A 24903-nucleotide genomic window follows, 5' to 3' on the forward strand; every position below is an offset into this window, starting at 1 on the left:
TCAGTCGCTCCTCCGTAGGCTGGCTTCAGTCGGCTCCTCGGTCGGCTCCTCCGTAGGCTGCTCAGTCGGCTCCTCGGTCGGCTCCTCCGTAGGCTGCTCAGTCGGCTCCTCGGTCGGCTCCTCGGTTTCTTCCGGTGCAACAAGTGTGTAGTTACCGGCTGTCAGGTCGGATTCACTGAACTTGCCGCTCTTGGCCCGTAGTTCGAAGGTGAACTGACCCTCTGTCTGCGGAGCCTTGAAGGAGAACTTACCGCCGTTGACGTCAACAGTGTCAACCACCTTCCCGTCTACCAAGACCTGAACAGTGGCGTTGGGGCCAGGGTTAGCGACGGTTCCGGTGATGGTCGATCCGGTTTGAATTACACTGCCGTTCTGCGGCGAAGTGACCTTCGGAGCGTTGACGAAGAGCTTGACTTCGTAGTTCTTCACTGGGGTATTTTTCCGTGCGTCCACCAAAGAGGTGTACATCGCCAGTTCATCGCCGGTTCCCTTGACACCGTCGGTGCCGGGATGATTCGCGCTGTTGATGCCCACTGCGCGGTTACCGACGACTACTGCACCGCCTGAGTCACCTTGGTTAAGGACACTGAAGCCGGCATTGCGCGCGGTGTATCCATAGACAGTTCGGGTATCATCCTTGGGACCGCCAACGAAGAAAATGCCCACTTCGGTAATTTCGGAGCAGGTCCAACCGGTGGTGCGTCCTACGCTGCAGGCCTCGGCACCGGCAGCAGCATCACCGTAGCTGGTGATTTTCAGCCAGGAATCACGCTCATCCTTGCCCGTCGGCCACTTTGAAACACCGGCGTGCAGATTCAGGTCCTTGTTGATGCCATCGATCACAGCAATATCGGTACCGGCATCCCAGTTCTCCCAGTCCGGATCATACGGGCTGTACCCTTCGTTGTTGGGCAAACCGAACTGGTTGAAGCCAAAGGTTCCCAGCAGTGCACTAACACCCTGGAATTCACCCGGCGCCCCATGTTCAGCCACCGCGGTCTGCAGGGTATTGCCGTCATTGGTGCAGTGGCCTGCGGTGATGATCGCGTCATTGCCAGAGGGGTCCCAAGCGTTGAAGCCTACTGAGCATAAGCACAGGCCCGTTGAAGTTCCCGTCGTCGGTGATGGCATAGCCCATGCCTCCATAAATGTCCTCCAAGGCTGCTGGGTTCGCGGCGGCCTGGCCACCGCCGGCAACCAGCTCAACGTTGCCAGCGCCATCGGCGAATTCCTCGAGGGTGACATCGGCGTTGTCTGGAGCCAGCGAGCGTGCGCGCTTGCTGGTCTCAACCTTCGCAGGCCCAGCAGCCCGAATGCGGATCTTGCCGCTGGCCGTCTCCGTCACCGAGGTCAGTCGCTTAAGCTGTGCGGGACCCACGTGCTTCTGCAGTGCCTTGAGAGTCTTCACTGGGTCGCTGTACTTCCCCAAGTCGCCCGGTTCCAAACGAACCTTCTCATCCTTGGCGCTTCTGGTGCAGCAGCAGTTTCTTCGATTGATTCCGAGGGAGTCGCCGTGGCAACCTCTTCGGTCTTCTTCAGCGCCTCAGCGGTTTCAGGCTTTTCGGTCGTTGCCTTCTGTGATTCAGAAGCGGAGGCCTTTGGTTCTGCGCTTTCTGCTTCCTGAGAATCTTCAGCGGCATCCGTGGCTTCGGCTGAAGCCTCAACATCCGATTTCTCCTGCGCGGCTTCGATGACCGTACTAGCCTTCTCCAGATTGGCGTCCGCCACCCGGACGACAACCACTCCGTCTTCGATGGCGACGTTTGCCTCAATGTTTGCCTTAGCCAGCGCCTTCTTCAAGTCACTGGCCAGCACATTTGCTTCGGATTCCTCGAGGTATTTCTCGGGCGACTTCTTCAAGTCGCGCTCAATGGCCTCAGCTAGGCCTGTCGTGTCCACCGCGACGTCCGATGCAGACGGCGTTGCCGGTGCATCGCTTGGCGCCTCAGTCGCGAAAGCGGGGTATGCCAGGACGCTGCTGCCGACCACCAAGGCGGTGGAGGCAACGGCGACGGCACCACGCTGCGCGATCTTTCGTTTAGGACTTGGCATTAAAGGCTTCTCCCATTTGGTGCGAAGCCCTGCGAGCGTCGATCTGTTATATGAAACGCGAGCAGGGCACAGATGTGTTACCAAATTGAAACCCTATCCAGAGGAGATAATCAGATTCAAGGACAAAACCAGCGAGTACACCTAGAAGCGTCGCAGGTTTTCCCACGTCAGGCCCTGCGAACTTTTGGATATTTTGATTCATTTGAAAGCAAGTCCCCCCGTTAGATCGCCAGACGATTATTCCTCACTAGTCAGGACGTATGTGACTCAGGGCGCACGACAAAAGCTGATCGATCATTGAAGCTTGGACCTTTCTCATTCAATAAGAGGTCACGCCTGAAGGGATGCGCAGAGAAATCTTTGAAATCCCTCAGTTCTTTGTGCGTCACATAAGGGAACACAAAGAAAGAAACTGAGCGAACCTTGAGATTCGAGGGGGAGCAATCTCGTACGAAAGCAGGCTGTTTCCTCTCAAAGGGCGAAATGCCGTCGGTTCCGGGCACGAAAAGAGGCAAAAGGGGGCCAATAGGGGCTCGAAGTAGCTGCTCGAAAAGGAGAAATTTGCCGTTAGTGGTTCTCTCGTCTTCTACTGACGTAGGCTCCGGTCTACGACGCTCTTACTCGACGGGGTGGCGTTTCTCCAGAGGCCAGATCACTTCCGTGACTTCGCCCAGCACCCGGTCCACTGGGATCATGCCCCCGCCGCTGGCGCCGAGCAGGGAGCGGGAGTCCTCGGACTTCTCGCGGTGGTCCCCCATCACCCAGATCCGCCCTGCGGGCACCTGGACGCTGAACTTCTGTTCGCTGGGCGCGTTGCCGTGCATGACGTACTCTTCTTCGATGGGTTGGCCATTAACCATCAGCCGCCCGTCGATGCTGCAGCATTCGACAGTGTCTCCGCCCACGCCAATGACTCTTTTGACGTAGCTGGAGTTGGAGCCGCTCCAGTGCAGGGCGCGGGAAATGGTGTCGGCGAAGGAGGCGCGCTGGTAGGGCAGGAAGGAGCCGCGGCCGTCAAAGACCACGATGTCTCCCCTTTCGTCCCTGCTCACCGTAGGCGCGCAGATCCACCAGGATGGATTCATCGGGGTTCAGCGTGGGCTGCATGGAGACCGACTTGATGTGGTAGACATCCAGCAACGTGGCCCTGATGGTGATGGTGGCCAGGAATCCCAGGATGATGGCGGCAATGACAAAGCGCCAGACCCAAGACCAGGTCCGGCGCTTTGTGACTGCTCGCTCGGCGCGCGCAATCCGATTCATGGAAGAATGCGGACTACTTCTTGGTGCCGAATTCGCGCTTCTCGCGGATGCGAGCTGCCTTACCGTGGCGGTCGCGCATGTAGTACAGCTTGGCACGGCGCACGTCACCGCGGGCCACGACCTCGATCTTGTCGATGATCGGGGAGTGTACCGGGAAGGTACGCTCGATGCCCACGCCGAAGGAAACCTTGCGGACGGTGAAGGTCTCACCGATACCGCGGCCCTGGCGACCAAGGACGTAGCCTTGAAGACCTGGACACGGGAGTTCTTGCCTTCGATGATGTTCACGTGAACGTTCAGGGTGTCGCCCGGACCGAAATCGGGAACATCATTGCGCAGTGAAGCTGAATCCAGCTCGTCGAGAATATGCATTGGTGCATCTCCTAGGACAACTGCCGCAGGTCACCTGTCCTTATTGGCAAGGCGCATGTGCGGTGCACATGCCCTTGAAACGTCATAGCCACCGACAAGGCTCTAGCTTGTCGGTGCGGTGGTTTCTCATGTCTGCAACGCCCCCTGCGGCAGGCGGCAAGACAAAACACACCAAGAGTTAATTCTGCCATAACCCTGCGCCCTGGTGCCAACGCACCGTGGGCGGGGCCACGGTGATTTACGACTCCGCGTCCCAGTCCAGCTCGGACTTGCGAATGATCTGCCCATCCTGCACCGCGAACCCGGCATGCCACAGCTGGTCGCGGTCCTTGCGGTTCAGCGTGCTGGGATCCAGTTGGGTGATCAAATCCGGACGGCGGGCTGCGGTGCGCTGGATCTGCGCGTCGCGCCGGAAGCGGGCGACCCGGCCGTGGTTGCCACCCAGCAGCACCTCGGGCACCTCGCGGCCCCGCCAGGAAGCCGGCTTGGTGTAGACCGGGTATTCCAGCAGCACATCCGAGTGGGATTCCTCCACCAGCGACTCCGGGTTGCCGATGACCCCGGGGATCAGCCGGGCGATGGCCTCGACCATCACCAGCACGGCCACCTCTCCCCCGTTTAGGACATAGTCCCCGATGGATACCGGGATGACGTTGAAGTGTTCGTGCGCGTAGTCGATGACGCGCTCGTCAATGCCCTCGTAGCGTCCGCAGGCGAAGACCAGGTGCTCTTCCTCGGCCAGCTCATAGGCCATCTGCTGGTTGAACACGGCTCCGGCCGGGGAGGGGACGATTAGCGTGGGACGTTCGGAGCTGGAGGGGGCCTGCAGCACCGCATCCAGCGCCTCACCCCAGGGCTCGGGTTTCATGACCATGCCCGCTCCCCCGCCATAGGGGGTGTCATCCACCTTGTGGTGGCGGTCATAGGTGTATTCGCGCAGGTCCTGGACGTTCAGATCCAGCAGTCCCTGGGTGCGGGCCTTGCCGATCAGCGACAGGTCCAGGGCGGCAAGGTATTCCGGAAGATCGAGATGACATCGATGCGCATGGGCTAGTTCTTCCCGCCCTCTTCGCGGTTGACCTCCAGCAGGCCGGCCGGCGGGGTGATGGTCATGGTACCGGTCTCCAGGTCGATTTCCGGAACGAATTCCTCAACGAACGGCAGGAAGACCTCCTCACCGTCGTTGCCCTTGAAGACCAGCAGGTCCTGGGCGGTGCCGGTGCGCATCTCGGTGATGACCCCAACCTGTTCGCCCTCCAGCATGACCTTCAGATCCACGAGCTCGTGCTCGTACCACTGGTCCTGGTCATCCTCCTGCTCTTCTTCGGTGTCGAATTCGAGGCGGGCCTGGCGCAGCGTCTCGGCGGCGTTGCGGTCCGCGATCTCCTCGAAGCCCAGCAGCAGGATGGCCTTGTTCCACCGGGCGCTGCGGATGGTCAGCCGATCGACCGGTCCGTTGACCACGTGGAACTGTGCGCCCTTGACGAAGCGCTCCTCCGGGGCGTCGGTGAGGACCTGGACGGTGACTTCGCCGCGGATACCGTGAGGCTTGCCGATACGTGCAACCTGCATGCGCATGACGGGGTGATCATTCTCCTTAGGAAGGCGGTGACTATAGGGGCGGTCGCGGCGGGCGGGCCGCAGCCGCCGGTGGTGCTGTCTGGGCAATAGTCTAGTGCGGCAGCAGCAAAAGATGGTGGGTGATTCAAAGGGCTGGAAAGCGCAAGGGGAGTTCCCGCCTGGTTGGGCGGGAACTCCCCTTGCGGTGAAGTCACCTTGCGCGAGACTTCAAGGTTTCGCGGCTAACGGTTGCGATCCGTGTCGATCACATCGACCCGGATCGGCTCGTTGGCCAGCGCAGCCATCACGGTGCGCAGTGCCCGTGCGGTGCGGCCCTGACGCCCGATCACGCGACCGAGGTCCTCGGGATGCACGCGCACTTCCAGCAGGTCTCCGCGCCGGGTGGACTTCAGGGCAACCCTGACGTCTTCCGGCTCGTCGACGATGCCGCGCACCAGATGGTCAAGCGCATCTGCGAGCATGGTTACTCAGCTCGGTGGCTTCAGCGGTTTCAGCCTCGGCCGGCTTGTCAGCCTTCGGGGTGACGGCCTCCGGCAGGATCACCGAACCCTTCTGCGGGGCAACGAACTCGGGCTTCGGCTCGGCAACCTTCAGGGTGCCTTCCTGGCCCTCGATGCCTTGAACTTCTGCCAGTCACCGGTGATCTTCAGCAGAGCGTGCACCTGCTCGGTCGGCTGAGCGCCAACCGACAGCCAGTACTGGGCACGGTCCGAGTCGATGCGGATCTTCGACGGGTTCTCGGTCGGGTGGTATTCACCGATCTCTTCGATGGCACGGCCATCGCGCTTGGCACGCGAGTCGATGACGATCACACGGTAGTGAGGGGCGCGCATCTTGCCGAAGCGCTTCAAACGAATTTTAACGGCCACTTTTGTGGTCACTCCTGTTTCTCAACATGGTCGAACCAGCGGTTTCTGCGCTTGTGGGGCAAGCCATACTGGGCTGGTTCTAAGGACAGGACCTGACATGGAGAGAGGGGCCACATCAAATCGAGTACCCTGCAATTATGCCAGAGCGGAGCAAGGGAAACCAATTCCGTGGTCGTGTTGGCTGCAACACGTCCCAGGGCTCTTTCCCCTCCCCCACGCGCCAGGCTACCGCCGGTTCACGTGCGACAGGGGCAGCGTAGCCCTGGGCAGCACAGCGGGGCTCAGCGGCCGTCCTTGCTGATAAGGGCTGTTCCCATCCTTCCAACCGATTATCGCGGCGACAAAGCCACCGCTGCCAACCCCGGCGCCCGAAGAAACCACTGAGAACGGGGAACCGGACTTTGTCCGGAGGATGCCTCTCCAAGGCGCTGCCGGCGCGCCCCGTTCCAAGGTACCGATACTAGGAAGACGGGTGTTCGCCTCGGTAGTACGCCTTTCCGGCGCTCAGCTTTGAGTGGGCGAAGAGTTGGTCCACCCGCACAGGGGTGTAGCCCTTGTCCTTGAGCTGTCGGATCAGCCCTGGGACCGCAGCCACCGTGCTGGCATGGATGTCGTGCATCAAGATAATCGACCCGGGACGCACCTCGTCCATGGCGGTGGAGATGGTCTTGTTGGTGTTGCGGTGCTTCCAGTCCAGGGTGTCCACGTCCCACAGGATCAGCGGGGAGGTCACGATCCGGTCCACGTCCTTGTTGTGGGCGCCATAGGGTGGGCGCACCAGTGTGGAGCTGTACCCGGTTGCCGAGCTGATGGCCTCGTCGGTGCGCAGCAGCTCCTTGGCCACCTCCGAGGAGGCCAGGGCAGGCAGGGAACGGTGGGAGAAGGTGTGGTTGCCAATCTGGTGCCCCTCGGCCTGCATGCGCCGCAGCAGTTGCGGGCGCGCCTGGGCGTTGGGCCCCACCACGAAGAAGGTGGCCGGGACCCCTTCCTTCTTCAGCGAATCGAGCAGGTACCCGGTGCTGGCACCGGGGCCGTCATCAAAGGTCAGCGCCACGCACTTGGCTTCCCTGCAGTCCACCTGACTGGCCTCGGGCACCTGGGCCGGAGTGTTCTGCTGCTGTTCTTCCTCGGGCGTCGCCGAGTCGCTCTCCGACGTCCCGGGAACCGGTTCCGGGGTTGGCGCTGCATCATGCTCGACCACCGAGCCCTGGGCGGCGCGGCCCAAATCCGAGAGCAGCCCGTCGATGCGCCCGGCATCCAGCTGCAGCACAATGGTGCCCTCGGACCCCGGGGCGATCAGATATTCGTCCACCTGGACCCGCAGGTCCCCGCTGGTAGTGAACTGCACGTCATCGGTAGCCTCCTCGGGAAGATCCGTAACGGATTCCAGATCGATGCCGGCCTTGCTGTTGGCCTGCTCGGCGAGCATCTGCCGCACATGGTCCCAGGCTTCGGACGAGGAGAACAGTTCCCCGGTCGGAATTTCGCGGTCCTGCTGAACATCAAACCATTGGGTGCGGTAGCTGTTGGCGCCAGAGGCCCCGGCGAATTCATAGATCTGCTGCGAAACCCCAAGCACGCTCTGGTCAGCGGAGGCAGCCTGGGAGTTGATGTTCAGTTCCGGCTTGGCGGTTACGTCCTCATCCAGGGCGTCCTGGTGATCAGCCAGGAAAGCGTCAATGCTCGCGGTGACCGATTCCCGGGTGGCCCGGCTGATCTGCGGGTGATCCTTCAGCTCCAGGTGCGCGGCGTACATGTGCAGCCGCTCATTGCTGGTGGTGACCCGGTTCAGTCCGGTGAGCCGGGTGTTGCCTCCCTCGGCTTCACTGCTGGCGGTGGTATCCGGCAGCTGCTGCAGCGAATTGACGTCATCCGGGGCGGAAGGCTGGCTGACAGCACACCCGCTGAGGCCAAAAGTCCGGTGATGGTCATTGCAGCGGCACGCAGCACACGGCCATGGTTCGAGGTCATGAGTTCCAGTTTCCAAGTTTTAGCACCGTGACACCTAACCGATTCGGGGTGTGGCAACCAATCGTTAAACAGTCGTTATCTGCGGGGCAACTTGGCATGCTCCACCTCACGCACGGCTGTGCGCGGCCTCACGCGGCATGCTCGGCAGGACCGGTTGAACTTCGCTTGATGACGCCACACTTCGACAGCGTAGGTCTTGTCGTAGACTGTCAAAAACTCTGAAGATCGGGAGTTGGACGTGGAGCACAGCGACAAGATCGCGATCATCGCCGGGGCGCGCACCGCGGTTGGAAAGTTCAATGGCCTCTACCGGGACCTGGCCACCGCGGAGGCTCGGCGCGGCGGCGGTCTCCGGGGCGCTGCAGCGCAGCGGGGTTCCCGCCGATGCTGTGAACGAGGTCATCATGGGGTGCATTGGCCAGGTGGGCCCGGAGTCCTACAACGCCCGCCGCGTGGCCCTGGGTGCCGGGCTGCCGCAGCGGACAACGGCATTCAACGTCAACCGGTTGTGCGGCAGTGGCCTGCAGGCGGTGTTCAGTGCCGCACAGTCACTAGCCTTCGGCACCACCGAGGTGGTGATCGCCGGCGGCAACGAGTCCATGACCAACATGCCATATCTGGATTACTCCGCCTCCCACGGCAGGACGTTGGGGCACCGCAAGCTGTTGGATGGCACCCTGGCCATGCTCACCGATCCTTTCAGCAACAAGCACATGGCACCACCGCCGAGAATGTCGCCCGCAAGTACGGAATCACGCGTGAAGACCAGGACGAGTTTGCGCTGCGGTCCCAGCAGCTGGCCACCGGCCGGGAGGCTCGGGCGGCGTTTGCCGAGGAAATCGTTGACGCCTCCCTGGTGGGAAGTAGAGCCCAGGACGTGGATGAGCATCCGCGCCCCGGGGTGAGCCTGGAGTCACTGGCCGGCCTCAAGCCGGTCTTTGACCCACAGGGCTCGGTGACGGCCGGAAACTCCTCGGGCATCAATGACGGGGCTGCGGCCCTGGTACTGGCCAAGCAGTCCTATGTGCGCGCCCACGGCCTGCCGTCGCTGGCGACCCTGGAACACGTCACCGTCACGGCCATGGATCCGGCGTACATGGGTTATGCGCCGACCTTTGCCCTGCGCAAGCTGTTTGAGGAGACCGGCCTGTCACCGCAGGACATTGATGTCATTGAACTGAATGAAGCATTTGCCTCACAAGCCCTGGCGGTGATTCGGGATGCGAATCTTCCGGCAAATAGGGTCAACCCCTATGGCGGAGCGATAGCGCTGGGCCATCCCGTGGGAGCTACCGGCGCGATCCTCACGCTACGGGCGGCCATGGAACTGGTTCGCAAGGAAGGCCAATATGCCGTGGTGACGTTGTGCATCGGTGGCGGGCAGGCCATTGCCGCCCTGCTGAAGCGCGCCTAGGAGAAGCCGGGAGTAACCGGGCGCACGGCTTCAAGGACCGAACCCTGCTCCGGCAAGGGCAGTCACCTCTTCCCCTTATCCTTATTCCATGACCGTTACCTCTGCCCTGCTTTCCTTTGCCGTGGTAGCCGCGCTGATGACCCTGGTTCCCGGGGTGGACACCGCATTGATCTTGCGCTCAGCGGTGGCCCGCAGCCGCGCCGAAGCCGCGGTGGCTGCCTTGGGGATTTGCACGGGCGTACTGGCGTGGGGTGTCATTGCCGCGGCCGGGGCCTCGGCGGTGCTCGCGGCCTCACAGCTGGCCTACCAATCCTGACCTACGCCGGCGCCGCGTATCTGGTGTTCCTCGGCACCCAGATGATCTACCGCACCTGCGGCGCAAGAAGGTTGACGCGGTGCAGGTTCCGGTTGCCTCCAGCAAATGGAAGGCCTTCGGGATGGGCGTCACCACGAACCTGCTGAACCCGAAAATTGGCGTGTTCTACATAGCCGTGATTCCCCAGTTCACCCCCAGCGGAGCCAACGCCCTGCTGATGGGACTGGCGCTGGCGGCAGTCCATGTGCTGCTCACCATGCTCTGGGCAGCAGTGCTCATTCTCGGTGCTTCCCTGGCGGGCAAGTGGCTGCGCACGGAAAAAGGGGTCACCATCATGGATCGGATCACCGGGACCGTGCTAATCGGATTCGGTGTGCGCGTGGCACTGAACAGGCCCTAGACAACCCATCGCGGGGTGACCCTGCGCATGCCCGCACTACTTCCACGACGGCACACCTTTGTACCCCGGCCAGCAAGCCCGTCACGGGATGATTTCTCCGTCAATGCTGCCCGGATGTTCACTAGGAAGACGCTGAAGTCCCCTCGTGTAACTGGATCGCTCGTCGTCGCCTGGCATAGCGTCGGAACAAATGGCAGCGGATCAGCTTGATCCGCTGCATTTCCGATTTTGAGCGGCGTATCGCCCGGTAGGCGTCGCCTGGCTCTACGAAAGGCCTTTATGCACATAATGACCCGCACGGGAGCCACACTTGCCTCGATGCTGTTGGCAACGGGACTGCTGGCCGGCTGCTCGCAGGCCTCCTCCGATGAACCCGCAAAGCCGAAGGCTCACAGAGCGCCACGACCGAGCACGAGGTTGATTCCGAAACGATACAGATTGCCAACGGCCACTTCAGCGTCAAGCTGCCCAAGGGTTGGCAGATGAAGGAAATCACCAACGAGTACTACCAGTACAACCCCGAAGCGGCCGCGAGCATCGAATTCACCAACCCCGATGGCCAGGTCATGGCCACGCTGCGCACCGGGGCGGACCCGTGGGCCGAGGAGGCCATCCCACCCCCGGCGAAGGACAATGTCCTGATTGATGGCGGAACACTGAATGAGGAGAAGGACGCACACCTGACCTTCGTGGCGGACGCCGCCAGCCCGGACAGTGCGGTCATTGAACTCACCGAGCTCAGCCCAGACCAGCAGGCCGGCTACCCGGCCGTTGCGGTGCCGTTCAACTATCAGGGCGGCAGTGCAACCTTCGAGCGCAAGATCGGACCCAAGGATGAACTAACCGACGTGGATGCGGATCTAAAGGGTGCCGAACGGATGCGGGCCTATGCCAAGACCGAAGAGTACGCACAGCTCAAGTCCCTGATGATGTCCTTCGAACAGCTCAAGGACATCCAGGAACAACCGCCGCAGGAACCGACTGAAACCCCAGGTACCTAAGGGTTGACGGGCCTGATCTTGCAGTCGCGAGATCAGGCCCGTTTGCGTTGCCGGGATCTACGCGACGGCCACGCGCAGCTGGTTGTTCCAGGGGTCGTTGAAGCGCAGTTCCTCGCCGGTGTGGTGGTGCTGGATTTTCGCGAAGTCCAGGCGTTCGGCGATTTTGCCGACCTCATCCTCGCTGGGCACGTTGATCAGCACCTCACCCAGTCCAAGAGTGTCGCGGCGCGGCCCGGCACCCCGCGAGTTCCAAACATTCATGGCCATGTGGTGGTGGTAGCCTCCAGCCGAGACGAACAGGGCCTGGTCCCCCAGCGCAGTGGTTTCATCAAACCCGAGCGTTGAGACGTAGAACTGCCGGGCGGTGGAGATGTCACCGACTTGCAGGTGTACGTGCCCCACTCCGGCGGTGGCTTCCGTCTGCCGGTCGACCGCAGCCTGCCCCAGGTACGCCTCCAGGTACTGGTTGGGATCCAGGTAGATGGTATCCATGGCAACCGTGCCCTGCTCCCAGCGCCAGGTATCGCGTGGGCGGTCCCAGTACAGTTCGATCCCGTTGCCTCAGGTCGGTGAAGTAGAAGGCCTCGGAGACCAGGTGGTCGCTGGATCCCACGAATCGGGTGTTGTCGAAGCGGGCCGCGGTGTAAACGGTGGCCGCCAGGTCCTCCTGGCTCTCAAAGAGCAGGGCCGTGTGAAAGAGCCCGGCTTCGCCACGACTCGGCAGGTGCAGTCCCGGCGCATGCCGCAGCTTGACCAGTTCACTGGAACCGCGTCCCAGCGTGAGCCCGTCATAGTCTTCCGCCAGCACCGTCAACCCCAGGGCCTTCTGGTAGTAATCGCTCATCAGCCGCATATCCCCGACCTTGAGTTGCACGGCATTCATGCTCAACTCATCGGATAGTTTCTCTTCGCGCACACTCATCGCGGCCACCTTCCCGGCACAGATCATTGGTCCTCGTGGGCTCAAGCCTACCGGAATTTACTTGAAGCTTCAATGAATAATTGCAATCGACTGCTACCTCACACCACATCGTGCCCGGCCCAACTCCTGGAACGAAGGTTTTGGCGTTTTCAATGGAAAACCCTTTAATGATGGAGGAGTAATTCTCCCCAATCACTTGCACTTTCCGAGAAAACGAGAAACATTTTGTTGAGCACAAAATCAAAGTGGGTCGCGGGGCTTGTTGCCGGAACGCTGGTTACCTCCGGCGTCGTATACGCCGCGACCGCCGACAGTGACACACAGGGCACTGTCATCCGGGTTATCGACGGAGATACCGTTGATATGAAGATTGCCGGCGCCGAACAGCGGGTACGGCTCCTCAACGTGGATACGCCCGAAACCGTAGACCCCCACAAGGGTGTGGAGTGCCTCGGCCCCGAGGCCAGCGACCACCTCAAGTCGCTCCTTTCCCCAGGCGACAAGGTCGACCTCGAATACGATGTCGAGAGAACCGACCACTATGGCAGAACTCTGGCCGGCGTCTTCAAGGATGGGCACTTGGTCGACGCACAGATTGCAGCGCTCGGCCTGGGGGTCGCTGTGAAGTTCGAGCCGAACATCAAGTTTTACGATGAGGTGCTGGCTGCGCAAAACAAAGCCTCCGAAAACTCAGCCGGGCTTTTTAGCACGGACATCAAGTGCACCATACCGGCGCAGGTTGACGAAGTTGCCTCGGTCATGGAAGAGGTTCCGGAAGAGCTCAGCGACTCCATAGAAGAATCCGGCTCACAGGCCGCCGAGGCCGCGGCCGCAGTGGCAATGGGACTCGGACTGAAAAAGACCCTTGACGGCATCACCCCGGACCGCAGTCCTGTCACGCACGCCCTTCTTGCCTCAAGTTTTGCCGGTTTGCGTTCACAGCTCTCGGACTCCATCTCGACCGCCGAGGATCTGGAAAAGGCTCACCGCGCTCAAGAATCGAAGCTGAAGCAGGAAGAAAAGGAGCGCAAGGAAGCCGAGCGAAAGCAAAAAGAGGAGAAGCTGAAGGCAGAGAAGGCAAAGCAACGCGCAGCGGAGCTCAAAAAGGCGCAAGAGCAGCAAAAGGCGGCTACCGCCGAGCGGCGCCGGGCCGCGGCGCCGAGCAAGCAAAACAATACGCAACAACAAACGCAGCCACGCAAAAAAGCGCAACGACCGACCGCACCGCGGACGCCTAAGAAGACGTACCAGGCTCCAAGGAAGAAGAGCAGCGGTCCCTCCAACTACACCGGACCGCGGTGCTATGCACCCGGAGGCAAAACCTGGCGCCCGTGCTGAGTAAACCAGCTCCAGCCCTGGCTCAGCCAGAACACACCTAGGCGAAACCGAACACCGGCCTGTCGACGCATCAGCAGAGCTCGTCGACAGGCCGTAGTGTTTTCGCTAGTTACATACGGAAAGCTCTATGCGCTACGCTCCGATGCCCTAAAAGCCGGATTGCGCCCTGCGCAGGTCCCGCAGCGAGCTCGCCGCGTGATTCAGCTTCCCTCCGGCATAGGGAACTCCGCCGGCCAGCCGCCAGCCCAGGGCTATCCAGGACGTGATGGCACGCTCGGCCACCCACAACGGCGCAAACATGGCTGTGGACCACGGGAAGACACCCTGTGTTCCACGCCGCCCCCACGCGGCAAGAACAACAGTGCCGGCCACGAACAGCAACAGCCTGGCTGGTTTCCTGGCCAGGCACGCAAGCAGTGGCAGCAATGACAGCTCCACCAGCAGCCGCACCGGCTGCGCCTGGGAGTCATAGGCCTGGCGCACCCGCTGCCCCAGGAAGTGGGCAGTCTGCGGCGGCAGGCGCCGCACCAACAGGTCATCCGCACGCACTTCGGTGCCTCCGCGCGCCAGCACCGTGCGGATCATCTCCAGGTTCTCGAACAACACATCACCGCGGTAGCCACCCGCCACAAGGCTCCGCCGTACCGCCAGCGTCCCGGGATAATCCGAGCCGAAGGCACGGTTGATGAGGCTTCGGGCGCTATCCCATTTGGCATGCCAGGGCAGCGGGTCAAAGTAGTTCTGCACCCGCACCAGATCGGCCTGCTCCAGCAAATCCAGCGCGCGCCCTAGGCTCTGCCTGGAATAGCGCACATCATCATCGGCGATCACGATCCGTTCATGACGGGCATGGCGAATCCCCGTGAGAACACCGTGCACTTTGCCATTGGGCGGCTTCACTCCTTCCGGCGGAAGATGCCGGGCCAGCGGCCCGAAACGCCGCCGATGCTCTGCAAAGACCGGCGGCGCCGAACCGTCAACGATGGTGATGTCCACCCACTGCGACAATTCTTCAAGGTAGGAGACGAGCTCGTCATCGCCACTGGTGTCCGCCCACTTCAGCGGCAGGATGTATTCGGCCTCCAACCGGGGCAACGGCAGGTTGGCGACCCCAGTTGGCCCGGAACCGGGTGCGGCGCGATGCCTTGCAGATGACATACCTTGGCCTTTCCTGTCAGCGCTGGTCTTGAGCCGAGAATACTGCCACGATATGGCCAACGTCAGCGGCTTGTAGCGACATTCAGCATCAGAGAAGGAACACCATGAAGCTTCCAACACCTCGTGGACCACTGACCACCGAACTGGCCTCGGTGCTGCGCCAGCCTGCCGGAGCGGATACCGCGATCCTGGCCGACGTGGTCAGCCGTGCGGTGGTCGCCGAGAGTGACCCGCTGTTCGACGAGGACATCCAGCTGGGCCTCTTTATCATCTATGAGCTGTCCTACCGCGGGTTTGACGAGGTGGATGCCGCCTGGGAGTGGGAGCCAAGCCTGTTGGTCCAGCGCCGGAAGCTTGAAGAACGCTTCGAGGCCCGGCTGCGGGAGGCCGCCGGTTCTGCTCCAGGGGTTGAGCCTCGGGCCGAGGCCGTGGCCGAACGCCTCTTTGAATTGGCCGCCGATGATTCGGGGCCTTCGGTGTCCAAGTATGTGCAGCGGCACGCCACGCTGGAGCAGGCCCGCGAGTTCCTGATTCACAAGTCGGTCTACCAGCTCAAGGAGGCGGATCCGCATACCTGGGCGATTCCGCGGCTGGAGGGCCGGGCCAAGGCGGCCATGGTGGAGATCCAGGCCGATGAGTACGGCGGCGGACAGCTGGGCCGCATGCACAGCGAACTGTTCGCACTCACCATGCACGGCACCGGCTGGAGAACACCTTTGGCGCCTACATTGAGCAGGTACCGGCGATCACCCTGGCTCGGTGAACATGATGTCGCTCTTTGGAATGCACCGGCGGCTGCGCGGCGCGATCACCGGACACTTGGCCATTTATGAAATGACGTCCTCGCTGCCCAACGCCGCCTATGCCCGTGGCTTCCGCAGACTGGGCTTCGAGGCGCCGGTCACGGACTATTTCGATGAGCACGTGGAAGCGACGCGGTTCATGAACAGATCGCCGGACGCGACCTGGCCGGCGGGCTGGTGGAAGACCAGCCGACCTGGCACCGGATGTCTTCTTTGGCGCCCAGGCGGCCGCCGCGGTAGACGCGATGGTGGGACGCTGGCAGCTGGAGGCTTGGGAGTCGGGCAACTCCTCCTTGCGCGAACCGGCAGGAGTAGCCGCTTGAGCCAGGAGAACAAACAAGAAAACACCCAGATCACAGTGTGCCCACGCGGGCCACTGCTGGTGCGCGGGGACTTCGAGATCCTGGACGCAGACGGAGAGGTCATTGAGCCGCGGCGGGGCACCGTGGCCCTCTGCCGCTGCGGCGGCTCGGCCATCAAGCCCTTCTGCGACGGAACCCACAAGCTGAACCGCTTCGAGCAGCGCTAGCCAAACCCCTGCCTCCCGGTGGCACCCTTTCAAATTGTTGGACATCAAAGTATATTGTCCAGTGATGCGGATCACCCTTGATCCGGAAAGCCTCGTGCCTGCAAGCGAAAGGTAAGCGCATTGAACGTCACCGAAGAGTTTCGAGCCGCCCGCGACCACCTGCTCTCCCTGCGAGGGAACTACCAGGAAGCACGGGACACGTTCAGCTGGCCACGGTTCACCCACTTCAATTTCGGTTTTGACTGGTTTGACCAGGTGGCGTCCGGCGAGCGCGGCGGGAAAGAGGCACTGGTCATCAACGAGATGGACGGCACCTCAACCCGGCGCACCTGGAAGGAGCTCTCCCAGCGTTCCACCCAGCTGGCCCGCTGGCTTTCGGATCAGGGGTGCGCCGCTCTGACCGGATGATTGTCATGCTGACCAACCAGGTCGAGTTGTGGGAGACCATGCTGGCCGGGATCAAGCTCGGCGCGGTGTTGATTCCCTGCACGGTGCAACTGACCCCAGCGGACCTGGCCGACCGGGTCGAACGCGGCGACGCCCGCTGGGTGGTGACCAACCAGGACCAGGTGGAGAAGTTTGCATCGGTTCCCGGCGACTTCACCTTGATCCAGGTCGGCGGCTCTCCCACACCCGGTGTCCTGGATTATGGCGACTCCCTGAACGCTGCGGTGGAGTTCAGCCTGGATGAGCCACGCGGGCCGATGAAACGCTGCTGCTGTACTTCACCTCGGGCACCACGTCCCGGGCGAAGCTGGTGGAGCACACCCACACCTCCTACCCCGTGGGGCATCTGAGCACGATGTACTGGATTGGCCTGGAGCCAGGGGACGTTCACCTGAACGTGGCCTCCCCCGGTTGGGCCAAGCACGCCTGGTCCAACCTGTTCACCCCATGGATCGCTGAAGCCACGGTCTTCCTATACAACTATGACCGCTTCGACGCCAAGGCCCTGATGGAGCAGATGGACGCCGAACAGGTGTCCAGCTTCTGTGCCCCGCCCACCGTGTGGCGGCTGCTAATCCAGGCGGACCTGGGTCACCTGAAGAACCCTCCGGCAAAGCTGGTCTCGGCCGGTGAACCACTGAACGCGGAAGTCATTGGCCAGGTGGAGCGGGCCTGGGGGCAGGTCATTCGGGACGGGTTCGGGCAGACCGAAACCACGGTACAGATTGCCAATCCTCCGGGCGAACGCATCACCATTGGGGCGATGGGCCGTCCCATGCCCGGATACAACGTGGTGTTGGTGGACCCGGCCACCGGTGAGCAGGGGGATCTTGGCGAGATCTGCCTGGAACTTGATCCCCGCCCACTGGGATTGATGAATTCGTACTTCGGGGATGAGGAGAAGACGACGGACGCGTTCCGTGACGGCTTCTACCACACGGGTGATATTGCCGAACGGGACGAGCACGGGGTGCTGACCTACGTGGGCCGCGCCGATGACGTGTTCAAGTCCAGTGACTACAAGCTGAGCCCCTTCGAACTGGAGTCGGTGCTGATTGAGCATCCGGGGGTGGCCGAGGCCGCGGTCGTGCCTGCCCCGGATGAGCTGCGCTTGAGCGTGCCCAAGGCCTATGTCATCCCGGCGCCCGGGCATGACCCGGTCCGGAGCTGGCAGAAAGCATCCTGGCGTACTGCGTGAGCACCTGGCTCCGTACAAGCGGATCAAGCGCCTGGAGTTCTCGGATCTGCCCAAGACCATCTCGGGCAAGATCCGGCGGGTGGAGCTGCGCAAGGCCGAAGAGGAACGCCATCGCGGCGAATCGATGAGCGGAGTCGAATACCGCGACTCGGACTTTCCGGCCGTGAAGTCCCAAAGCTCCTAACTCCCCCAGCGGCCGGCACCAGCCCATGCGTAGGCAGGAGTAGTACAAAGAGCAGGCGCTGTCTGGCTGACGAGTTCGCGTCAGTCAGGCAGCGCCTGCTCTTGTCTGGTGTGCGCTCTCCCCTCGAAGGTAGGTTCGGCTCCTACGCCTTGGGGAGCCTCTTCGCCAATACCTGCCGGAGCCCTCGGGCGAGGTAGTAGATGGCGTCGGAGTACCAGAAGAACATGATGGTTCGGCGCCATCCCACACCGGGCTTGGCCTTGCGACGCATCCACCGGTTCAGTTGCATGCCGGCCGCGAGGATCACCAGGGAGGACCCAATCAACGCCGAAGGGCTCCAGCCGGTCCGGTAAATCAGTCGCTTTACTCCCTTGGCGTCTGAGATCTCCTCCTCAAGGGCCTGGTCGAGACCGGTGAACAGACCGCCCTTGAGGGATTCAAAACCCGTGGGATCCAGCTCATCACGCACCGCATCAATCAGCTCGGACGGCATCCCCAGGTTGCCCACCAGCTGGCGAAGGGATTCCTCGGTGCGCTCGTTGGACAATGTGCGCAGCTCACGAGCGGCCTGTGGCCACAACGACTCCAGTGCGGCCTGCTCCTCCTCGTCAATTCCATACAGCCACTGCGCCAAATCGGCCTGATACTTTGCCGCGGCGCTTCCTGCCGCGACAGTGGGAACAGCCCGCTGCGCAGGACCCATCCAGTATTGCGCGGCCACGCTGCCGTTGACATTCACGGCTCCCCTGCGTGCGTGGAATCGCAGCTCGTAGGCCTCATCGTGGCGCAGGATTTCCAGCGCCGGCACCATTTTCCGCCCAAGGATGATCTCCACCGGTTCGCCACGGCGCAGCGCGAGTAATCCAGAAGCGTCTTGCCTCACTAGCCATGAGCCTGGTTGCCCCATCGCGGACAACACCAAGTCGCTGCGGCGCAGGCTTGGACCGGCAATTGCCTGTAAGGATTCCTCGGCGTCGACCCCCATCTCCTTTTCGTCATCGGCTCCGGCGTCCTCGGGGTGCTCTAGTTCCGTGCCGGCCGCCAAGTCGCCATCCAGGTAGAGCCTGTCGGCACCGCTAGCTTCCACCAGCTTCCCGGCAAGCTGCTCCAGGCTCTGCTGGGAGACCGACAGGTGTCCGGAGGCGCTGGCCGTCATTGGCTGCTCGTCCTCGTTCAGGGCCAGTTCTGCGTGGACGTAGGTACTGGCACCCTCGCGGTCTGCCGCCTCGATATAGCCGACGAGGTCAAAGGCACTGAGGGCTTCAAAGACCCGCTGCTGGGCATCGTCGCGGTGGACGTCATAATTGAAGACAGCTACGGCGGTATTGAATTCCTGGGTACTCATGGCGGATTCCCTTCCAAGGATCGGGTCTTTGCTTCATCCTATGGGCGGCTCCAATTCGAGCGGGCATCCCAAGGCGGAGATCGGGCAGTATCCGGCACAACGCGGTCGACCCAAAGGATGACTTGCAGCCGATTCGGAGATTGCCGCTGTCACCGGAGCAGTTCACCCTCTTAGTCGCACGTAGGCTGCCAGCCCCCGACATGAACCCCATCCCCCGAGGCGTCTAGGCGTGAGAGGGAAGGAATACAATTGATCAAAACGCGGCCTCAAACACAAATTCCTCCCGCAGTTTGACGCAACACTTCGTCCAGATTGGTCACCAGAGTATATTTGTCTGGAATTTAAGTGCGCTCCGGGTGCTGATGACACAGCGGCGGCTGCCACTGCAGGTGAAAGGACCCAGATGAACAACACCGCGAAGTTCCGTGCCGCCCGAGACCAGCTACTCGCCTTGCGCGAGGACTATCAGCGGGCACGCGAGGAGTTCAGCTGGCCGCAGTTCACGGACTTCAACTTCGCCTATGACTGGTTTGACCAGGTCGCTCGGGACCCGCAACGGGCCAACAGCCCGGCGCTGATCCTGGCCGAGCCGGATGGCAGCACCGCCAGCTACACCTGGGCAGAATTATCGCGGCGTTCCACACAGGTGGCGCGGTGGTTCTCCGATCAGGGGTTCGAACGCTCGGAGACCATGATTGTCATGCTGGGCAACGAAATCGCGTTGTGGGAAGTCATGCTGGCGGGCATGAAGCTAGGTGCCGTCATCATCCTTCCACCACGCAGCTGACAAGTAGCGACCTTGCCGAGCGGATCCAGCGTGGCAATGCGAGCTGGGTCGTCACGAATGAAGAGCAGATCCCCAAATTCAGTGAGGTACCGGGGAACTACACGCTCGTGCAGGTGAACGGAACGCCAGGACCGGGGATCCTGGATTACCAAGAGTCAGTAGACGCTCTGACCGAATTCCAGCTGGACGTCCCCACTGCAGCGGATGAAAACCTGTTGCTGTACTTCACCTCCGGCACGACCTCCCAGGCCAAACTGGTGCAGCACACCCACACCTCGTACCCCGTAGGACATCTGGCCACCATGTACTGGATTGGACTGGAACCAGGCGACATCCACCTCAACGTCGCCTCCCCCGGCTGGGGCAAGCACGCCTGGTCCAACTTCTTCGCCCCATGGATCGCCGAGGCCACTGTGTTCGTGTACAACTACGAACGCTTTGACGCCCGGGCACTGATGCAGCAGATGGAGTCCAAGAATGTCACCAGCTTCTGCGCCCCACCCACGGTCTGGCGATACCTGATCCAGGCGGACCTGGGAGAACTGGCCACCCCGCCAACCAAGCTGGTATCGGCGGGCGAGCCACTGAACGCCGAAGTCATTGACCATGTCTACCGAGCATGGGGTCAGGTGATCCGGGATGGCTACGGGCAAACCGAAACCACGGTCCAGGTTGCCAACCCTCCGGGTGAACGCATCACCATTGGCGCCATGGGAAGGCCCATGCCCGGATATGCCGTGGAACTGCGTGACCCCACCACCGGCGCGGTCGCCGAGGAAGGTGAGGTCTGTCTGCGCCTGGATAACCCACCCGTGGGGTTGATGAAGGGCTACTTCAACGACGAAGCCACCACCAGCCAGGCAATGCGCGATGGCGTCTACCACACCGGTGACATTGCCCAACGGGACGAGCACGGGGTGCTCACCTACGTGGGACGCGCCGATGACGTGTTCAAATCCAGTGACTACAAACTCAGCCCCTTCGAACTCGAATCGGTGATCCTGGAACACCCCGCCGTGGCAGAGGCGGCGGTGGTCCCTTCCCCCGATGACATGAAGCTCTCGGTCCCCAAGGCCTTTGTGATCCTGTCCGAGGGACACTCCCCGACCGCGCAGACCGCCGAGGCGATACTTGGCTATTGCCGGAAGCACCTGGCTCCCTACAAGCGGATCCGGCGCCTGGAGTTCTCGGATCTTCCCAAGACCATTTCCGGCAAGATCAGCCGGGTAGAACTGCGCCACAACGAGGAAGCACAGCACCGTGCGGGTACGACGTCTTCTCGGGAATTCAGGGACAGTGACTTCCCTGCGCTTTTTGCCGGCCGCAGCTAGGAACAGGCTCCGCGGAGCGTGACAACTCGGGCGCCAGAGTCCAGGCCCCAGCCCGGGTTGTCACGCCACTTTTTCGAATGCGGCTTCGGCACCCACCTCGGGTCCGATAACTGTGAAAGCTATCCGAACCAGGGCTTCTCGGCTTGCTTCAGCGTGCGTCATTCTTGGACATGTTCAGCCACTGATTGACGTACTGTCGGAAGGTTTCATCCCCGCGCGGGAGCATGTATGCCTTCTGTGAGAAGTTGAACGGCTTATCCGGGTGCACCGCGCATAGTTCGGGCTTCTCGTGGGCCACCCACCGAGTTTCCGAGGCGTCCGTGGTCATCACGTCCGCACGGCCGGCAATGATCTCGTCAAAGATGGCATTGTTATCCTCGAATCGGATGATCTCCCCTTCCGGATAGTGCTCGTCTGCGAACTTTTCGTTGGTTCCACCGATGGGGGTGATGGAGCGGACGCCGGGCTGGTTGATTTCCTTGACGGTGTCGTACTTCTCCACGTTCTCGCACAAGGTGATTGGTGTTTTGCCTTCATCCAGTGTCGCGTCACTGAAGTACGCCTGCTCGGCCCGCTCCAAGGAAATGGAGACTCCGCCGACAGCCATGTCGCACTCCTCCAGGAAGTCAGGCATGAGATTCTTCCAGGAGGTCTGTACGAACTCCACCTCCACGCCCAACTCCTCTGCCAGGTCTTGGGCCATGTCGATATCGATGCCGCTCCATTCGCCGGACTCCGGGTCCAGGTAGGTGAAGGGACGGTAATCTCCGGTCGTGCAGACCTTGAGCTGGTTGGCCTTCTTGATGGCGTCCAACCGCGAGCTGTCGGCCTCAGGCTGACTGGAGGTTTCCGTGTTACCGGCAGAGTCCTGTTCGGCGGTGCAGGCGGAGAGGGTGGCGGCACCAAGGAGTGCCACGCCCATGAGAGTCAGGGAACGAAGGTGCTTGGAATGTGATGTCATGCCAAGATGCTACTGGCGGGAGACCGACCACCCAAGGAAGTTACTTGCCCTTCACCAGCCTCTGCTGCTCAGCAAGGCCGGTAAAGCACCAGAAACGGAATTAAAACACTTCGGGGAGGCGACCGACAATGTTGGTCGCCTCCCCGAACAGCTCAGGAAGCTACTTGCCCAGGTACTTCTCAAACCCGGACGGCAGGTTCAGGCTTGACGGGTCGAAGTCCTCCGGGACCCCGCCCTGCCCGAATGCGGCACCCTTGGGAGCGTTGGCCTTCTTGTTCTTGGCCTCCAGCTCAGCCTGGGCGGCCTTGGCCGGGTTGCCGTACTTCTGCTTCTTGCCCTTCCCCTTGCCCTTGGCCTTGCGGGCCCCGCCGCGGCCGGCACCGGGCATGCCCGGGATGGCGCCGCCGGAGGCCATCTTCTTCATCATCTTCTGGGCTTCGGTGAAGCGCTCCAGCATCTGGTTGACCTCGGAGACCGAGACGCCCGAGCCTTGGCAATACGGGCACGGCGCGAACCGTTGATGATCTTCGGTGCGTTGCGCTCGTGCGGGGTCATGGAGCGCACAATGGCCTCCACCCGGTCAATCTGGCGCTCGTCAAACTGCTCCAGCTGCTGACGGGAAATCTGGGTGCCGGGCATCATGCCCAGCAGCTTCTTCATGGACCCCATCTTCTTGATCTGGGCCATCTGGGCCAGGAAGTCATCCAGGGTGAAGTCTTCCTGGTCGGCGAACTTCTTCGCCATCCGCTCCGCTTCGCCGCGGTCCCAGTTCTTCTCCGCCTGCTCGATGAGCGTCATGATGTCGCCCATGTCCAGGATGCGGCTGGCCATGCGGTCCGGGTGGAAGATCTCGAAGTCGTCCAGGTTCTCGCCGGTGGAGGCGAACATGACCGGCTTGCCGGTCACCGAGGCCACCGACAGGGCAGCACCACCGCGGGCGTCACCATCCAGCTTGGACAGGACCACACCGGTGAAGTCCACGCCCTCATGGAAGGCCTGGGCGGTGTTCACCGCGTCCTGGCCGATCATGGCGTCAATGACAAAGAGCACTTCATCCGGGTTGATCGCGGCGCGGATGTTCGCGGCCTGGGCCATCATCTCGCGTCCACGCCGAGGCGGCCGGCGGTGTCAACGATCACCACGTCATGCAGCTTCGCCTTGGCCTCGGCCACACCGTCACGGGCCACGACCACCGGGTCACCGGTTGGGGTGTCGAATTCGGAGGAGACGCCCGGATGCGGGGCGTACACCGGCACGCCGGCACGCTCACCGTTGATCTGCAGCTGCTTGACCGCGTTCGGGCGCTGCAGGTCACAGGCCACCAGCATCGGGGTGTGGCCTTCGGCCTTCAGGTGCTTGGCCAGCTTTCCGGCCAGGGTGGTCTTACCGGCACCCTGCAGACCGGCGAGCATGATGACCGTGGGAGGGTTCTTCGCCAGGTTGATGCGGCGGGTCTGCCCACCCAGGATCTCAACGAGCTCGTCGTTGACGATCTTCACAACCTGCTGGCCCGGGTTCAGTGCCTCGGAGACCTCGGCGCCCAGGGCACGTTCCTTGATCTGGGCCACGAAGGCGCGCACCACCGGCACGGCGACGTCCGCATCCAACAGGGCCCTTCGGATCTCCCGGACGGTACCGTCAATATCGGCCTCGGTGAGCTTGCCCTTGCCGCGCAGGTTCTTGAAGGTGGCTGTCAGGCGATCGGAGAGTGAATTAAACACGTGCCGGGCACTTCTTTCGGTAGGTCGTGTGGTGCGCGAAGCAAAGCGCACAGGACTCAACCATCAAGAATATCAATAACCCGGCATGGTTCGGCACCGATTCGCCGCCAGCGTGAAGAACTGAACGCAAAATCACCGCCGCCCCCGGCGCCCGGCCGGTCAATGCCATACTGGCTTATGGATCGCGAACTGTTCACCGCCCACGGACTTGAGGTCGCACCCCAGCTGCTCGGTGCCCGCCTGAGCGTCCAAAGCCCCGAGGGTTCCGTTACCCTACGCATCACCGAGACCGAGGCCTACCACGGGTGGGCACCCCGCCGCCCTATGATCCCGGCTCGCATTCCAAGGACCGCAAGACCGAACGCAACGCCTCCATGTTCGGCCCTCCCGGCCACGCCTACGTGTACCTGAGCTACGGGGTGCACTACGCCATCAACCTGGTCTGCTCCCCCACCGGCACCGCCTCGGCGGTGCTGCTGCGGGCCGGGGAAATCGTGGAGGGTGAAGATCTGGCCGTTAAACGCCGCACCGCCAAACGCCACCAGGCGGCCAATGGCCGTTCGCCCGCGCCCATCAACCACGCCCAGCTGGCCCGCGGACCGGGAAACCTGGGTACGGCACTGGGCATCACCCGGCCGAACATGACGGGCTGGACCTGTTCGCTGCCCCGTTCCATCTGGAACTGCCCTCCCAGCGGTAGAAAACATTGCCCACGGCCCCCGGGTAGGGGTCGCCGGGACCGCCGGCGGCACCGATTTCCCGTGGCGGTTCTGGATTCCCGGGGATCCGACCGTATCCGCCTTCCGCCCCGGACGCAACGCCGCTGCCTGGCGCCACGATGCGGTACGCGATGCCTTTAGCTGGGACCGCTCTTCCTGAACGCCGCCCCGGGTGGGAAACCGACGACTACTGCCAGTTCCCCACCCAGGCACGCCCGGTT

The 24903-nt window shown here is 62.2% G+C and carries 15 protein-coding genes and 11 pseudogenes; 11 read left to right on the plus strand and 15 right to left on the minus strand.

Annotation, left to right across the window (positions count from 1 at the left end; all coding sequences use genetic code 11):
- The 10 genes and pseudogenes from JCM19049_RS00005 to JCM19049_RS00050 form a co-directional block, all read right to left on the minus strand.
- On the minus strand, positions 1-993 hold the full coding sequence (locus JCM19049_RS00005) for a DUF4369 domain-containing protein (protein ID WP_054820386.1): 993 nt from the start codon (positions 991-993) through the stop codon (positions 1-3).
- A gap of 55 nt (positions 994-1048) precedes the next feature.
- Positions 1049-1408 carry a hypothetical protein gene (locus JCM19049_RS00010; RefSeq protein ID WP_279402070.1) on the minus strand — a complete coding sequence of 120 codons (360 nt, stop codon included), beginning with the start codon at positions 1406-1408 and terminating at the stop codon, positions 1049-1051.
- Positions 1405-1992 (minus strand): hypothetical protein, encoded by a 588-nt coding sequence (locus tag JCM19049_RS00015; protein ID WP_279402071.1) that lies wholly within the window; start codon positions 1990-1992, stop codon positions 1405-1407. Before JCM19049_RS00015 ends, JCM19049_RS00010 begins: the two co-directional genes overlap by 4 nt.
- A 677-nt stretch (positions 1993-2669) precedes the next feature.
- Positions 2670-3315: pseudogene (lepB, locus tag JCM19049_RS22895) on the minus strand (signal peptidase I).
- Positions 3316-3328: 13 nt separating this feature from the next.
- Positions 3329-3687: pseudogene (rplS, locus tag JCM19049_RS00025) on the minus strand (50S ribosomal protein L19).
- A gap of 238 nt (positions 3688-3925) precedes the next feature.
- A pseudogene (trmD, locus tag JCM19049_RS00030) lies at positions 3926-4734 on the minus strand (tRNA (guanosine(37)-N1)-methyltransferase TrmD).
- Positions 4735-4737: 3 nt separating this feature from the next.
- Positions 4738-5265 carry a ribosome maturation factor RimM gene (rimM, locus tag JCM19049_RS00035; RefSeq protein ID WP_054820389.1) on the minus strand — a complete coding sequence of 176 codons (528 nt, stop codon included), beginning with the start codon at positions 5263-5265 and terminating at the stop codon, positions 4738-4740.
- Between the two features lie 224 nt (positions 5266-5489).
- Positions 5490-5729 carry an RNA-binding protein gene (locus tag JCM19049_RS00040; protein WP_054820390.1) on the minus strand — a complete coding sequence of 80 codons (240 nt, stop codon included), beginning with the start codon at positions 5727-5729 and terminating at the stop codon, positions 5490-5492.
- Positions 5710-6137: pseudogene (rpsP, locus tag JCM19049_RS00045) on the minus strand (30S ribosomal protein S16). Before rpsP ends, JCM19049_RS00040 begins: the two are co-directional and overlap by 20 nt.
- A 460-nt stretch (positions 6138-6597) precedes the next feature.
- Positions 6598-8124: a polysaccharide deacetylase family protein gene (locus JCM19049_RS00050; protein WP_054820391.1), complete on the minus strand. Its 1527-nt coding sequence runs from the start codon at positions 8122-8124 to the stop codon at positions 6598-6600.
- A 283-nt stretch (positions 8125-8407) separates the two neighbouring features.
- On the opposite strand from JCM19049_RS00050, the pseudogene JCM19049_RS00055 reads away from it, so the two are divergent.
- The 4 genes and pseudogenes from JCM19049_RS00055 to JCM19049_RS00070 all read left to right on the plus strand — a co-directional run bounded on the left by JCM19049_RS00055 (position 8408) and on the right by JCM19049_RS00070 (position 11239).
- Positions 8408-9522, plus strand: a pseudogene (locus JCM19049_RS00055) (thiolase family protein).
- Positions 9523-9610: 88 nt separating this feature from the next.
- Positions 9611-9838, plus strand: coding sequence for a LysE family transporter (locus JCM19049_RS00060; protein ID WP_054820392.1), 228 nt, complete (start codon positions 9611-9613; stop codon positions 9836-9838).
- 79 nt (positions 9839-9917) lie between these two features.
- A complete protein-coding gene (locus JCM19049_RS00065) occupies positions 9918-10238 on the plus strand; it encodes a LysE family transporter (protein ID WP_054820393.1) in 321 nt (106 codons plus the stop codon).
- A gap of 482 nt (positions 10239-10720) precedes the next feature.
- Positions 10721-11239: a hypothetical protein gene (locus JCM19049_RS00070; RefSeq protein WP_054820394.1), complete on the plus strand. Its 519-nt coding sequence runs from the start codon at positions 10721-10723 to the stop codon at positions 11237-11239.
- Between the two features lie 57 nt (positions 11240-11296).
- On the opposite strand, the pseudogene JCM19049_RS00075 reads toward JCM19049_RS00070, so the two are convergent.
- Positions 11297-12170: pseudogene (locus JCM19049_RS00075) on the minus strand (VOC family protein).
- Positions 12171-12389: 219 nt separating this feature from the next.
- On the opposite strand from JCM19049_RS00075, the gene JCM19049_RS00080 reads away from it, so the two are divergent.
- Positions 12390-13499, plus strand: coding sequence for a thermonuclease family protein (locus tag JCM19049_RS00080; protein WP_279402074.1), 1110 nt, complete (start codon positions 12390-12392; stop codon positions 13497-13499).
- 147 nt (positions 13500-13646) lie between these two features.
- Here the strand turns inward: JCM19049_RS00080 and JCM19049_RS00085 are convergent, their stop codons facing one another.
- Entirely contained in the window at positions 13647-14585 is a 939-nt protein-coding gene (locus tag JCM19049_RS00085) for a hypothetical protein (protein WP_054820396.1), read from the minus strand.
- A 176-nt stretch (positions 14586-14761) separates the two neighbouring features.
- On the opposite strand from JCM19049_RS00085, the pseudogene JCM19049_RS00090 reads away from it, so the two are divergent.
- The 3 genes and pseudogenes from JCM19049_RS00090 (at position 14762) to JCM19049_RS00100 (ending at position 17818) form a co-directional block, all read left to right on the plus strand.
- Positions 14762-15783: pseudogene (locus JCM19049_RS00090) on the plus strand (iron-containing redox enzyme family protein).
- Positions 15780-15989, plus strand: a complete 210-nt coding sequence (locus JCM19049_RS00095; protein ID WP_054820397.1) for a CDGSH iron-sulfur domain-containing protein — start codon at positions 15780-15782, stop codon at positions 15987-15989. The pseudogene JCM19049_RS00090 and the gene JCM19049_RS00095 overlap by 4 nt, the downstream one beginning before the upstream one ends.
- Before the next feature lie 120 nt (positions 15990-16109).
- A pseudogene (locus JCM19049_RS00100) lies at positions 16110-17818 on the plus strand (AMP-binding protein).
- A 142-nt stretch (positions 17819-17960) separates the two neighbouring features.
- Here JCM19049_RS00100 and JCM19049_RS00105 read toward each other — a convergent pair.
- Entirely contained in the window at positions 17961-19163 is a 1203-nt protein-coding gene (locus JCM19049_RS00105) for a hypothetical protein (RefSeq protein WP_054820398.1), read from the minus strand.
- A gap of 403 nt (positions 19164-19566) precedes the next feature.
- Between JCM19049_RS00105 and JCM19049_RS00110 the strand changes: the two are divergent.
- Both JCM19049_RS00110 and JCM19049_RS22900 read left to right on the plus strand, forming a co-directional pair.
- Positions 19567-20726, plus strand: a pseudogene (locus JCM19049_RS00110) (AMP-binding protein); the annotation flags it as partial.
- 87 nt (positions 20727-20813) lie between these two features.
- On the plus strand, positions 20814-21281 hold the full coding sequence (locus JCM19049_RS22900) for a hypothetical protein (protein ID WP_374700187.1): 468 nt from the start codon (positions 20814-20816) through the stop codon (positions 21279-21281).
- A gap of 148 nt (positions 21282-21429) precedes the next feature.
- Here JCM19049_RS22900 and JCM19049_RS00115 read toward each other — a convergent pair whose 3' ends face one another.
- Together JCM19049_RS00115 and ffh are read right to left on the minus strand one after the other, a co-directional pair.
- The gene (locus JCM19049_RS00115) at positions 21430-22242 is read right to left on the minus strand and encodes a transporter substrate-binding domain-containing protein (protein WP_279402075.1); all 813 of its coding nucleotides are present in this window, start codon (positions 22240-22242) and stop codon (positions 21430-21432) included.
- A gap of 160 nt (positions 22243-22402) precedes the next feature.
- Positions 22403-23963 (minus strand): annotated as a pseudogene (gene ffh / locus JCM19049_RS00120) (signal recognition particle protein).
- A 177-nt stretch (positions 23964-24140) separates the two neighbouring features.
- Here ffh and JCM19049_RS00125 point away from each other — a divergent pair.
- Positions 24141-24842: pseudogene (locus JCM19049_RS00125) on the plus strand (DNA-3-methyladenine glycosylase).
- Positions 24843-24903 lie beyond the last annotated feature (61 nt).

The organism is Arthrobacter sp. JCM 19049 (genome assembly GCF_001310435.1).